The organism is Myroides sp. TSA_177.3 (assembly GCF_052691955.1).
In genome coordinates this window covers 25,940-39,295 of the sequence record NZ_JBQZGD010000007.1, presented here as the reverse complement: position 1 = coordinate 39,295, position 13,356 = coordinate 25,940, and the positions used below count along the sequence as shown (strand labels likewise).

Sequence of the window (13,356 nt, the reverse complement as noted above, 5' to 3'; positions counted from 1 at the left end):
TTCTTAAACAGTGCTTTCCGTATTATATTAAGGACAAGAAATATTCTCTCCTATTTTTTTACAATTTTTTCTGTGGTTTTAATCCCATTAGCAAATGCAATGGAAAAGATATAACTACCTGCACTCAACGTTTGGCAATTAATCGTTGGTGTGTTTTTTGTTTCTAATACTTTGCTTCCACTCATATCATATACTACAACAGTTTGTACCTCTTGTTCTGACTGAATATGAACAGCATCTGTGGTCGGATTTGGATAAATCTGATAGCTCACTTTTTCAAACTTTTCTGTGGCTAACACTCCATTGATTCCCTTTGCAAAAAAGAAAAGAGACAAGGGGAAATCCCCCTGACCATCTACAAAACGGGCATCAGGAACCGTAACTTTAAATTCATGTGTTCCCTTTTGCAGGTCTGCTATTTTTAAAATTCTATTGGGAATCACATCACCAGGACACCAGTTATTCCAACTCGTCCAATCTGCTTCCGTTTTAGGTCGCGAACCATAAATACCATTACCTTGCGTATTATACTTACGATAAGGTTCGCATGATTTTCCACCAGGTTTATACATTTCTATCAAATCTCCATCTAAATACACTTGATGTGTACGACGAACATACTCCTCTCCTCCTTGATTTGCACCGTGATTAGATGTAATCAAATGAAAATACGATTCACTAATTGCATCGTCTAACGTAAATTGATAAATTTTTGTTGTTGTACCTGCAACATCTGTTGCGTTGTAATTATTAAAAGAATCTCTACTAGCCAAAGGTAGTAAAAAGAAGGTATCATATGGATTTCCGGTATCTTCTGATTTTATTTTCAACGTTCCTTCGAACACATCACTTCTACCTGCGCAACCTGAAACTTCATTATTCGCTGCATAAGGCACGCCAAATACATTAAATTCAATCCAAAAATCATAAGCAGCAAAGGATTGATCTTTAAACATAGGAACCAAATGGTTTAAATCAAACACATAAGGAACCTCTGTTGGTTGACGATTTTTATCCATAAAAGGAGTGATAAAACGACCAATCTCTATGGTCTTTTTATTTTGATCTGTCATCGGTTGACCTTGAGGAACCAAAGAAAGAAAAACACCGCCAATACGATCATAATTATCACAAAGTGCACCAATGGTTACTTCTACTTCCAAGGTAGACAAAACGGCCTGACGCTCCGCTGTTGTCATCTTTTTAGCATAAAGAGCATTGTTTAATCGCACAACGCCTGGAGGAACGGCTTCTTCTGAATTCGCTGCATAACCATCGTAAAAAACAATTTTATCAAAGATTGTCGTTGTACGGGTATTCTCTTGGGCAAAACTAAAGTGACCGAATAAGCAAGCGGCCACCAAGCTCAGCAAGGGTAATTTTTTTTTCATTGATTTATAAATTAATAGATTTGTTTCGGCTTCATCCTTGTTATTTCTGGTTTCATCTCCAACTACCCTTTACAAACGCACCTCTTATCTTTCCGTTCTTCTTCCTCCATCATCCTACTATTTTAAGCTAAATACGAATAAAAGAATAAACAAGCAAAAACGTTTATATCAAAACAAAATCAAACCTTAAATAATTAACTTAAAATTATATTAAAACAAAAGAATAACCAAACATTTCGTACAGTTTATTTTTGTCCTTCTCTTCTAGTACGTTTAATACGTTTAATACAACAAAAAGCCCACAAAAGCGATAAACTTCTTGTGGGCTTTTTCATTCTCTTATTTAGTTATTATAAATCTAAGTTATATTTCATCCATACATTGGGCTCTATATAAGTACCTCTATTATTTTCTAAATCAATTTCAATAGGATTTAAGGCAAAATCAATAACATAGTGTCCAGACGTTTGAAAGGAGCGATTGGTCCATTGCTCCCATTCTTGTACATTGCCTTCTACATACATCGCTTTAGCGCATACCTTAATCACTGTTGCTCCATTTTTTTCGTGTGTTCGGATCCAAGGGTCAAATGCCTGTCCTTTTTCATTTTTCCACGTCACATAGTCTTCCATCTTTTGAAGTGGATAACGATGCTTTACAGTCGGGCGAATTGGCAAAATAAAATCATCCATCTGCTGTTCCTTCGCCAAGGCTTTCATAAAACGCACCAAATATTGACTAATGCCCTTTCCTTGATAGGCTGGATTCACTCCTATTTGTAATGCACATAAGGTGTTGGGTTTTTTACCTGCTTGTTGATCTAAAAAAGCGCGTTCTAATGCCCAATCCCATCCTTCATCAGGCAATTGAGCTAATTCTTCTTTAGTTAAACTCAACGGAACGCAGTTACCATTTCCTACAACTTCCTGTCCGTCCATCAGGAAAAACTGGTACATGGGGAACTCCACATACAACTCTTCCCAATAGTCGAGATTGACCTGATCCTGCAAAATAAACTCCGGCCATACACTGTAAGCATAAACTTTTTCTAATAGTACATCATATTGTGGTAAATAGGTTTTTGATGTTCGTATAAAAGAAAAGTGGCTTGTATCTTTGTTCATGATTTTAAAATTGCGTATTACTAATCCGATTTAAATTTAGCAGGTCAAAGATAGTCTTTCTTCCCAAATTCATTGTGCTTTTCCTTCTTTTCTCCCCGCAATGAAAAGCTTACTCTATTTTATTTTTCTTAACCAAAGCTTAAAGTTTTATCCTTTTCTATATTAAAATAATTCACTAATTTAGAAGAACTTAAATACTTTAGGCATTCTTTTATAAAAGTAAAATAGCAACTTTTAAAAAAAATCCACCTAATAGTATGCGTGCATATTATTTTTTTCTTATATTTGAGTTTAACCAACTTGAAATGAAGGACAAAACAATAGACTATACTTTAAGAGCAACTTGGCAAGCAGTAGCGAGGATGTACAACGAAGAAGCTGCCAAATATGACGCAACCATGTCTTTAGCTTTTGCTCTGTTGAGTATTGATAAGAATGGTACACCTTCTACTCTATTAGGCCCTAATATGGGAATGGAAGCGACGAGTTTGACTCGTACCTTAAAGAAAATGGAGGAAAAAGGATTAATCACAAGAGAAAAAAACCCTCATGATGGTCGAGGGGTTATCATAAAACTTACTCCTTTAGGTCTTGAGAAACGAGAACTTTCCAAAGAAAAGGTCAAGCGATTCAACGAGGCGATACGCAAACACCTTACAGAGGAGCAGATTGCCAATTTCATTGCAGTTACCGAAACGGTAAATCAACTGATTGCAGATAAAGCCATATTTGATACCAAAAAGTAACCCAATCAAACAATAGAATAAGTATTAACCATAGGAATTATATAAACATATGAAAAGAAGAATTAAAAAAGTGGCTGTAATTGGTTCAGGAGTTATGGGATCAGCTATTGCATGTCATTTTGCCAATATTGGTGTTGAGGTATTGTTAATGGATATTGTTCCCAATGCTTTAACTCCAGAGGAAGAGAAAAAGGGCTTAACTTTAAATGATCGCGCCGTTCGAAATAAAATTGCGCAAACTCATTTAACCAATGCACTAAAATCAAAACCTGCTCCTATTTATACGCCTCGCTTTGCCGATCGTATTACGGTAGGAAATCTTGAGGATGATTTATCGAAAATCAAAACAGTAGATTGGATTATCGAAGTTGTTATTGAACGATTAGATATAAAGAAATCTGTTTTTGAAAATATAGAAAAATATAGAAAACCAGGCACTTTAATTACTTCAAATACATCTGGAATTCCTATGAAATTGCTTGTTGAAGGACGTTCAGAGGATTTTCAACAGCATTTTTGTGGTACACACTTCTTTAACCCACCGCGTTATTTACCTTTATTTGAGATTATTCCTGGACCACACACGTCTGCTGAAGTTATTTCATTTTTCCAAAACTACGCTCGTGTATACTTAGGTAAAACTCCTGTTTTATGTAAAGATACACCTGGTTTCATTGGAAATAGAATTGGGGTATATTCTATGGCCATGGTGATGCAACTTACCCAAGAGATTGGATTAACGATTGAAGAAGCAGATACCTTAACAGGGGCTTTCCTTGGTCGTCCAAAAACAGGAACCTTTAAATTGGGTGATTTAGTTGGTCTAGATACAGCAATTAACGTTACGCTAGGACTAAAACAAAACTGTCCAGATGACGCGATGATTCAAGAAGTAAAAGACAATCAAGCGTTGAATTTCTTACTTGAAAATAAATTCTTAGGAGACAAAACGAAAAAAGGATTTTACTATAAAGAAGTAGATAAAGAAGGTAAAACAAATCGTTTTGCCCTAGATTTAAATACATTAAGCTACAGACCTTTAGAGCGTGCTAAGATTGAAGCTATTGAAACGGCTAACCAAGCGGGAGGCACAAAAGCAAAATGGTCTGTATTATTAGCTGATCCAGGAAAAGCAGGAACCTTAATCCGCAAGCACTTTGCTTCTTTATTTGCGTATGTTTCACAACGCGTTCCTGAAATTACAGATACCTTATTCTCTATTGATGATGCCATGCGTACAGGATATGCTTGGAAATATGGTCCATTTGAAACTTGGGATGTCCTTGGTTTACAAAAGGGAATTGACTTAGTAGAAAAAGAAGGCTATCAAGTTGCTCAATGGGTCAAAGACTTAGCAGCTACGGGTGCTACAAGTTTCTATAAAATTGAAAATGGCAAAAAACTATTTTACAATCAACAAACCCAAACATATGATGCAATTCCTGGGCAGGATGCATTTATCATCCTAAATAACATTCGAAATACGAATAAAGTATGGGGGAATAGCGAAGCTACCCTACTCGACCTAGGTGATGGTATTGTAAACTTAGAGTTCCACTCTAAAATGAATACGATTGGCGGTGGTGTTTTAGCAGGATTAAATAAAGCTGTTGAGATTGCAGAACAAGATTTTGACGGTTTAGTTGTTGGAAATCAAGGGTCGAATTTCTCTGTTGGAGCGAATTTAATGATGATTTTCATGATGGCTGCTGAACAAGATTGGGATGAATTGAACATCGCAATTAAAATGTTCCAAGATACCATGATGAAAATGCGCTATTCTGCTATTCCAGTAGTTGCTGCACCACACGGGATGACTTTTGGTGGTGGATGTGAGTTGAGCTTACATGCAGACAAAGTTGTTGCTGCTGCAGAAACCTATATTGGTTTAGTTGAATTTGGTGTAGGATTAATCCCTGGTGGTGGTGGTTCTAAAGAGATGACTGTTAGAGCGTCTGATTTATACCGCAAAAACGATGTGGAATTAAATACCTTACAAGAGCATTTCTTGACCATTGGAATGGCCAAAGTAGCTACATCTGCTGAAGAAGCTTATGACTATAACATTCTACAACGCGGTAAGGATATCGTCGTAGTAAACAAAGATTTACAAATTGCACAAGCCAAACGCGAAGCATTGGTTATGGCTCAAGCCGGCTATACACAACCAGTTAAACGAAAAGACATCAAAGTATTAGGTCGTCAGGCATTAGGGATGTTCTATGTAGGAACAGACAGTATGATGGCAGGAAAGTATATTTCAGAACACGATCACAAAATTGCCAATAAACTTGCTTATGTGATGGCTGGTGGAGATTTATCTGAGGCAACTTTAGTCTCTGAACAGTACTTACTTGACTTAGAAAGAGAGGCTTTCCTATCGCTATGTGGAGAACGCAAAACATTAGAGCGTATTCAACATATGCTGAAAACAGGTAAACCTTTGAGAAACTAATTAACCAACTAATTACAGAAACATGAAAACTGCATATATAGTAAAAGGATATAGAACAGCTGTAGGTAAAGCTCCTCGCGGTGTTTTTCGCTTTAAAAGACCCGATGAGTTAGCAGCAGAAACCATAGAATATTTAATGAACGCTCTTCCTGAATTTGACAAAACGCGTATTGACGATGTCATGGTAGGAAATGCAATGCCAGAAGCTGAACAAGGGCTTAATATGGGGCGTTTAATCTCCTTAATGGGATTAAAAGTAGATGATGTACCTGGGGTTACCGTAAACCGATACTGTGCTTCTGGTATTGAAACCATCGGAATGGCCGTGGCAAAGATTCAAGCAGGAATGGCGGATTGTATCATCGCTGGTGGAGCGGAAAGCATGAGTTATATTCCTATGGGTGGATATAAACCAACGCCAGATTATGGAGTGGCAAAAGCGGGACATGAAGATTACTACTGGGGAATGGGACTTACTGCTGAAGCAGTAGCCAATGACTATAAAGTATCTCGAGCTGATCAAGATGAATTCGCTTACCAATCGCACATGAAAGCGTTAAAAGCTATTGCGGATGGAAAGTTTGCGGATCAAATTGTACCAATCACCGTAGACGAAGTATTTGTCAACGAAAAAGGAAAAAGAGAAAGCAAATCCTACACGGTTACACAAGATGAAGGTCCTCGTATGGGAACTTCTGTTGAGGCTTTGTCTAAATTGAGACCTGTATTTGCCGCTGATGGATCTGTTACGGCAGGAAACTCTTCTCAAATGAGTGACGGTGCTGCTTTTGTTATGGTCATGTCTGAAGAAATGGTCAAAGAGCTTAACATTGAACCGATTGCTCGCATGGTCAATTATGCAGCTGCAGGTGTTGAGCCTCGAATTATGGGAATTGGTCCGATTAAAGCTATTCCTAAAGCACTTAAACAAGCTGGATTACAATTAAAAGACATTGATTTAATTGAATTGAATGAAGCTTTTGCTTCTCAATCGCTAGCTGTTATTAGAGAATTGGGAATTAATCCTGATATCGTTAACGTCAATGGTGGAGCAATCGCCTTAGGACATCCACTAGGATGTACAGGAGCAAAATTATCTGTTCAACTTTTTGATGAAATGAAACGCAGAGGCTCTAAATACGGTATGGTTACCATGTGTGTGGGAACTGGTCAAGGAGCAGCTGGAATTTACGAATTGCTATAATCTACTATTAACCATAAAAAAATTAACCATGAATACAGCTATAACAAGAGGAGGTCAATACTTAATAAAAGAAACAAAAAGTGAGAATATCTTTACTCCTGAAGATTTCTCAGAAGAGCAACTAATGATGCGTGATTCGGTAAAGGAATTTATCGATAAAGAGGTATGGCCACACAAAAATCGCTTTGAAAATAAAGACTATGCGTTCACAAAAGAATGCATGCAAAAAGCAGGGGAACTTGGTCTTTTAGGGGTTGCTGTTCCTGAAGCTTACGGAGGATTGGAAATGGGATTTGTTTCAACCATGCTTGTTTGTGATTATATATCAGGAGCAACAGGTTCTTTCTCTACTGCTTTTGGAGCACATACGGGAATTGGAACAATGCCGATTACACTCTATGGAAATGAAGAACAAAAGAAAAAATACGTTCCTAAATTAGCCAGTGGTGAATGGTTTGGGGCTTACTGTTTAACAGAACCTGATGCTGGTTCTGATGCAAACTCAGGAAAAACGAAAGCTGTTTTATCAGATGATGGTAAGTATTACAACATCACAGGACAAAAAATGTGGATTTCCAATGCTGGATTCTGTAATGTATTCATCGTATTCGCTCGTATTGAAGACGACAAAAATATTACGGGATTTATTGTAGAAAATGATCCTTCTAATGGAATTTCTCTTGGAGAAGAAGAACACAAATTGGGAATTAGAGCCTCTTCTACTCGTCAGGTATTCTTTACAAACACGAAAGTACCTGTTGAGAATATGCTTTCTGAGCGTGGAAATGGGTTTAAAATTGCAATGAATGCCTTGAACGTGGGGCGTATCAAACTAGCTGCTGCTTGTTTAGATTCTCAACGTCGCTTAATTACGGAAGCAATTAAATACGCGAATGAGCGCATCCAGTTCAAAGTGCCTATTTCTTCTTTTGGTGCTATCCGCACGAAAATTGCAGAAATGGTAACAAATGCATATGTAGGGGAATCCGCTTCTTATCGTGCTGCTGGTAGTATTGAAAAACGCATCAATCAACGAATTGAAGAAGGAAATTCACACCAAGAAGCAGAACTAAAAGGAGTTGAAGAATTTGCTATTGAGTGTTCAATCCTAAAAGTAGCGGTTTCTGAGGATGTACAATCTTGTACAGATGAAGGAATCCAAATCTTTGGTGGAATGGGATTCTCTGAAGATACTCCAATGGAAAGTGCGTGGAGAGATGCTCGTATTTCTCGTATTTATGAAGGAACGAACGAAATCAACCGCATGTTAGCTGTAGGAATGTTAATCAAAAAAGCAATGAAAGGACATGTAGATTTACTAACTCCTGCTATGCAAGTTGCGGATGAATTGATGAGTATTCCAAGTTTCGATACCCCTGATTATTCAGAACTGTTCACCGAAGAAAAAGAAATGATTGAAAAGCTGAAAAAAGCCTTTTTAATGGTTGCTGGTAGTGCGGTTCAAAAATTTGGTCCAGACTTAGAAAAACACCAAGCATTAATGATGGCTGCTGCAGATATGATGATTGAAATCTACATGGCAGAAAGCGCAATTCTAAGAACTGAAAAATTAGCAAAAAGCAAAGGAGAGCAAAACATCAAAGAAGAAATCGCGATGGCTCAATTATATCTATACCATGCTGTTGATATTGTGGCTCAAAAAGGAAAAGAAGGAATTGCTTCTTTTGCAGAAGGAGATGAACAACGCATCATGTTAATGGGATTAAGAAGATTTACTAAATATGTAAATCTACCGAATGTAAATGCATTACGCGAATCTATTGCTAAAAAAGCAATAGAAGCTAACGAATATGTTTTCTAACGAAAACAAACGATTGGTTTAGTTTGTTAAAAAAAAGACCGCTTCTTTCGTTCAATCGAAAGGGCGGTCTTTTTGATTTCATATAAAATACCTATAAAAAACACTTTACCTATATACTAATCAAATATTTAATCCGCATCATTACCCCTCATTTCGTATGATTTTTATAAATAAATACTAAAATAACTAATAAAATCATTTATTAAAAACAATAAATCTATCTTTATCGTATGATTTAAAATAGATAAAATGTATAATGGGAATTTAAATAAACAAGTATTATCTGATAGTAGAGGAGAGCGAAGAGAATTCATCGCCATGAAATTACAACACGCCTTACGGCTCGAAAATAGTTATACCATTCCCATGCAGAAGAATGACTTTTTTCAAATTATTCTCATCACTGCAGGAACTGGAGTTCAATATATCGATTTACAAGCCTATGAAGTCAAAGCGGGTGATATTGTTTTTATAAATACCTGGCAACAATATCGATGGAGTTTTAATGCATCCACACAAGGCTATTTGTTGAGTTTTACCCCTAGTTTCATTACCCAATTCGTTTCTGACCACCTATTTGTCCACGATCTCCCTTTTTTTAAACGCTTTACTAGCCACCATCTCGTTGAACTAGGAGATGAACTAAAAGACATTCTGTTGATTGCCATGGAGCGTATCCTCAAAGAATATGAAACTGAGGACGGCGAATACATTAATTTAATTCGAACCTACCTTTTAGAAGTATTACTCTTATGTAAAAAAGAGATTGATCAAACTTCTTTGACTAGTCTGACTTCCATAAAATCGAATGATTTAATCAAATCATTTGAATCCTTGATTGATAAGCACTTTTATGAATATCGCTTTCCAAAAGAATACGCCAAGGTACTGCTGGTTACCCCCAACTACTTGAATGCCATGTGCCAAAAAGTAAAGCAAAAATCCGCAGGAGACATGATTCGCGATCGCATCTTAATTGAATGCAAACGACTACTTCTACATACAAACTTATCCGCTAGCGAAATTGCCTATCAATTGAATTTTAAAGATAATTCCTACTTCTCTAGGTTTTTTAAGAAACACATTGGGATTGCACCAGATGAATTTAGGAGAAGATAAGTTATGGGAGGGTGAGACGATGAGAGGGTGTGGTGAGATTTGTCGATTATAGATAATTGTAGTAAAAAAGCGTTATGTGAGCGCTGGATGCGACCCTTCGTTGCCTCAGGGTGATAACCCTCACGAACTTCACAAAAAAGGTTCAATCTTTATACAAGATTGAACCTTTTTTTGAATATATCTAGAAATAGGTGTAACCCGAACGAACCATCACCCCTAACTCCTAACTCCTAACCCATAACTTCTAACCTAACTCACAACCCATCCCCCATCTCCATTATACCACAACTGTCCGTTTCTCACTTCCAAAGGAGAATCAAAATTATTAGTGTATAAAGCACCAGTTCCCAATCCTTGTGGCATTGGGTTATTCAATGTAAAGGTCCATTGTGCAATCGCATTAAGTCCGATATTACTTTCTAATGCAGAAGTAATCCACCATTGAATTTGCAATTGCTCTGCGATTTCAATCCACTCTTGACTTCCTTTAAAGCCTCCAACTAAGCTGGGTTTTAAAATAATATACTGCGGGCGAATCGCTGTTAGTAAAGCGACTTTATCTGCGTAGGCTGTTACGCCAATTAATTCTTCATCTAGCGCAATAGGCAAAGCCGTTGTTTGACAAAGGGTTGCCATTTCTTGAATTTGATGCTGTTTGATGGGTTGTTCAATACTGTGAATATGCAGCTGTGCTAATTGTTTTAGTTTCGCTGGTGCATCCGCTACAGAGAACCCTCCATTGGCATCCACTCTCAATTCAATCTGATCGACGCTATAATGTTGTCGAATGTAGTGTAAGAGATTTATTTCTGCATCAAAGTCAATCGCGCCGATTTTTAACTTCACACAAGTAAAACCCTGTGCTAACTTTTCATCGATTTGCTCTTTCATAAAGGCTTCTTTCCCCATCCAAATCAAACCATTGATTGGAATAGCTTGCTGTCCTTCCACAAAAGCAGAAGGAAACAGAACAAAAGGATCAGCGCTTGCTAAAGATAAAAAGGCTTGTTCTACTCCAAATTGAATAGAGGGCCAATCGCGCAAAGCTTCCCATAAAACTTCCTTTCCTAAATGGATATGTTCCACCACCCATTGCAACTTGGCTTCATAGTCGGGACGGTCATCAAAACTAAGAGAGCGCAGTATCCCGCACTCTCCTATTCCGATTTTATCGTTTTCCTCTATTTTAAGCAACCAAGTTTCCTTTTCTGTCATAACACCCCTAGATGTACCAGAAGGTCTCTTAAATTGAAGAATATGCTTGCTGTATGTTGCTTTCATGTTTTTTATAAGGTTAAGCTTTCTCCAATAGACAAAAGCATTAAGTCTTTTCCTTTTTCAAAGAATTTGCGTTTTGCCTCTTCATGGTCAATTTCGATATAACCAAAGGTGTCAAAGTGATACCCTAGTACTTTATCACATTGAACAAAATCCGCTGCAATTACAGCCTCATCAACTCCCATAGTGAAATTACTTCCAATAGGTAGAATTGCTAAATCTAATGCAGTAAACATCGGAATTAATTTCATATCCATGGTTAGTGAAGTATCACCTGCGATATAGATATTCTTGTTTTTGCTTTCAATGACAAATCCACCTGGCTGTCCTCCATAGCTCCCATCAGGAAATGAACTAGAGTGAATCGCTGGTGTGTATTTTACTTTACCAAAATCAAACTGCCAACTTCCACCGTGATTCATGGGATGCGCATTAAACCCTTTTGCTTCATAGTGCCCTGCAATCTCTGCATTAGAAACAATAATCACATCAGGATTATTGTTTGCAATTAATTCAACATCTGCAATGTGATCACCATGCGCATGCGTTAATAGAATATAATCTGCTTTTATTTCATCGACGTTAATTTCCTTTGCTGCTGGTAACGGATTTCCCGTAATAAAAGGATCAACAATCACATTAATATCTTCAATCTGGATTCCTAAACAGGCATGTCCATAATAGGTTATTTTCATAATTTTTATTTTATAAGATTAAAGCTAAGGAAAAAAGTACAGAAACCAAAAAAGTACTTAACGCTACAATTTTCATTTGGCTGTCTAGTTCTCTTGGGTTGGTATTATTTTTAACAAAGACCAAGTGTTTTACAAAAGGAAAATAAGCGAGTACAAAGGCAAAATTAATTAAAGGTTTTGCGCTATAAATAGCATATACAACAAATGCGACTAAGGCAAATGCAATAATGAAGTAATGATAATACTTGGCATTTTGACGCCCTAATTTAACCGCTAGTGTATTTTTGCCTACGACTTTATCCGCATCTAAATCGCGCATATTATTAATATTCAATACAGCGATGCTCAAATTACCTACAGCAACAGCGGGTAAAATAATCCAAGGATTTATAGTTTGTCCATACAAGTAAAAACTTCCCATTACACTGACTAAACCAAAGAAGATAAAAACAAACAAATCCCCAAGACCACGATACCCATAAGCCGATTGTCCAACGGTATATTTAATAGCTGCTGCTACACAACTAATTCCCAAAACAAAAAAGAACAAAGACGTAAAAAAATGATCACGTCCAAAGGAGAGGTAAATTAAAATCAACGCTGAAATTAAAGATAAACCAGCCGTAAAAATAATTCCTCTTTTCAATTCTTCTTTGGTCAATAAACCACTTTGTAAAGCCCGTTGAGGTCCTACTCTATTTTCGTTATCTGTTCCTTTTACACCATCGCCATAATCGTTAGCGAAGTTGGATAATATTTGGAACAATAAAGTTGTGACGATAGCAAAGAAAAAGATCAGGTAGAAATTTGCATGGTTGGCATAATAAGGAAATGCACAAGCGGTTCCAACAATAATTCCTGATATCGATAAAGGTAACGTGCGCAAGCGTGCTGCAGAAACCCATGTTTTTGTTTTAGACATACGTATAAACTTTCAACGGACAAATACCTTCATTTATCCACTCGCGCAAAATTAAGGATAAAACCAAGTAAATACAACTTCACATTCCGTTTTACTTTCTCCTTTATTTCTCTTTTTCACCCCTCGTTTCTTTCCCAAAAAAAAGACGGTAAAACTCCTTTATTTCTATTCATAAATTCAGTACAACAGTAAGACTCCATAGCAACTCAAAAAGAGAAAAAGTACTTCACTAAAAGAACGATTCTTTTCAAAACACATTTTAAAACAACTTAAAGTTATAGTTTAAATAAAGACATCTAATTCATTTTAAACAAAACAAAATACAGATAAGAGGCTAAAATACACTTTTCGAAAACGACTTAAAGTGCTTCAGATTCAACATGAATTAAAACTTCACCAAAACACATACAATACTTTAAAAACAAATAAGTTAACTTTTGTTTTTACAACCCATAACAAAAAGTTATATACTAAGTAAATCTTAAAAAAGCCGAATACACTTCAAGAAAGCCTATCCAATCCAGCCCAAGTCAAATAAAGTTACGTAAAATTTAAATAGCTTTTTAAGGTAGCGCTATCTGAACTTACTGCTATTATTTA

Annotated in this window: 10 protein-coding genes; 5 read left to right on the top strand and 5 right to left on the bottom strand. The window is 36.6% G+C overall.

Annotation, left to right across the window (positions count from 1 at the left end; genetic code table 11):
- Positions 1-50: 50 nt before the first annotated feature.
- A complete protein-coding gene (locus tag ACUTSE_RS08655) occupies positions 51-1,391 on the bottom strand; it encodes a peptide-N-glycosidase F-related protein (protein WP_445639916.1) in 1,341 nt (446 codons plus the stop codon).
- Positions 1,392-1,741: 350 nt separating this feature from the next.
- Complete coding sequence (locus tag ACUTSE_RS08650) at positions 1,742-2,515, bottom strand: N-acetyltransferase (RefSeq protein WP_445639915.1); 774 nt, start codon at positions 2,513-2,515, stop codon at positions 1,742-1,744.
- 305 nt (positions 2,516-2,820) lie between these two features.
- On the opposite strand from ACUTSE_RS08650, the gene ACUTSE_RS08645 reads away from it, so the two are divergent.
- The 5 genes from ACUTSE_RS08645 to ACUTSE_RS08625 all read left to right on the top strand — a co-directional run bounded on the left by ACUTSE_RS08645 (position 2,821) and on the right by ACUTSE_RS08625 (position 9,861).
- On the top strand, positions 2,821-3,261 hold the full coding sequence (locus ACUTSE_RS08645) for a MarR family winged helix-turn-helix transcriptional regulator (RefSeq protein ID WP_172462224.1): 441 nt from the start codon (positions 2,821-2,823) through the stop codon (positions 3,259-3,261).
- Between the two features lie 49 nt (positions 3,262-3,310).
- Positions 3,311-5,716, top strand: a complete 2,406-nt coding sequence (locus tag ACUTSE_RS08640; protein WP_445639914.1) for a 3-hydroxyacyl-CoA dehydrogenase/enoyl-CoA hydratase family protein — start codon at positions 3,311-3,313, stop codon at positions 5,714-5,716.
- Between the two features lie 22 nt (positions 5,717-5,738).
- A complete protein-coding gene (locus ACUTSE_RS08635) occupies positions 5,739-6,920 on the top strand; it encodes an acetyl-CoA C-acyltransferase (RefSeq protein WP_002992301.1) in 1,182 nt (393 codons plus the stop codon).
- Between the two features lie 28 nt (positions 6,921-6,948).
- On the top strand, positions 6,949-8,742 hold the full coding sequence (locus tag ACUTSE_RS08630; RefSeq protein WP_002992299.1) for an acyl-CoA dehydrogenase family protein: 1,794 nt from the start codon (positions 6,949-6,951) through the stop codon (positions 8,740-8,742).
- Between the two features lie 249 nt (positions 8,743-8,991).
- Positions 8,992-9,861 (top strand): helix-turn-helix domain-containing protein, encoded by an 870-nt coding sequence (locus tag ACUTSE_RS08625; protein WP_445639913.1) that lies wholly within the window; start codon positions 8,992-8,994, stop codon positions 9,859-9,861.
- Between the two features lie 249 nt (positions 9,862-10,110).
- Here the strand turns inward: ACUTSE_RS08625 and ACUTSE_RS08620 are convergent, their stop codons facing one another.
- Genes ACUTSE_RS08620 through menA form a run of 3 tightly spaced genes read right to left on the bottom strand, consistent with a single transcriptional unit; the run spans position 10,111 to position 12,756 of the window.
- Entirely contained in the window at positions 10,111-11,142 is a 1,032-nt protein-coding gene (locus ACUTSE_RS08620) for an o-succinylbenzoate synthase (RefSeq protein WP_445639912.1), read from the bottom strand.
- A gap of 5 nt (positions 11,143-11,147) precedes the next feature.
- Positions 11,148-11,834 (bottom strand): metal-dependent hydrolase, encoded by a 687-nt coding sequence (locus tag ACUTSE_RS08615; RefSeq protein ID WP_445639911.1) that lies wholly within the window; start codon positions 11,832-11,834, stop codon positions 11,148-11,150.
- Between the two features lie 10 nt (positions 11,835-11,844).
- Positions 11,845-12,756, bottom strand: a complete 912-nt coding sequence (gene menA, locus ACUTSE_RS08610; protein WP_445639910.1) for a 1,4-dihydroxy-2-naphthoate octaprenyltransferase — start codon at positions 12,754-12,756, stop codon at positions 11,845-11,847.
- Between the last annotated feature and the right edge of the window lie 600 nt (positions 12,757-13,356).

Bases quoted from the DNA above. Each gene is read 5' to 3' on its own strand.
- ACUTSE_RS08655 (WP_445639916.1), bottom strand. From the start codon at position 1,391: ATGAAAAAAAAATTACCCTTGCTGAGCTTGGTGGCCGCTTGCTTATTC.
- ACUTSE_RS08650 (WP_445639915.1), bottom strand. From the start codon at position 2,515: ATGAACAAAGATACAAGCCACTTTTCTTTTATACGAACATCAAAAACC.
- ACUTSE_RS08645 (WP_172462224.1), top strand. From the start codon at position 2,821: ATGAAGGACAAAACAATAGACTATACTTTAAGAGCAACTTGGCAAGCA.
- ACUTSE_RS08640 (WP_445639914.1), top strand. From the start codon at position 3,311: ATGAAAAGAAGAATTAAAAAAGTGGCTGTAATTGGTTCAGGAGTTATG.
- ACUTSE_RS08635 (WP_002992301.1), top strand. From the start codon at position 5,739: ATGAAAACTGCATATATAGTAAAAGGATATAGAACAGCTGTAGGTAAA.
- ACUTSE_RS08630 (WP_002992299.1), top strand. From the start codon at position 6,949: ATGAATACAGCTATAACAAGAGGAGGTCAATACTTAATAAAAGAAACA.
- ACUTSE_RS08625 (WP_445639913.1), top strand. From the start codon at position 8,992: ATGTATAATGGGAATTTAAATAAACAAGTATTATCTGATAGTAGAGGA.
- ACUTSE_RS08620 (WP_445639912.1), bottom strand. From the start codon at position 11,142: ATGAAAGCAACATACAGCAAGCATATTCTTCAATTTAAGAGACCTTCT.
- ACUTSE_RS08615 (WP_445639911.1), bottom strand. From the start codon at position 11,834: ATGAAAATAACCTATTATGGACATGCCTGTTTAGGAATCCAGATTGAA.
- menA (WP_445639910.1), bottom strand. From the start codon at position 12,756: ATGTCTAAAACAAAAACATGGGTTTCTGCAGCACGCTTGCGCACGTTA.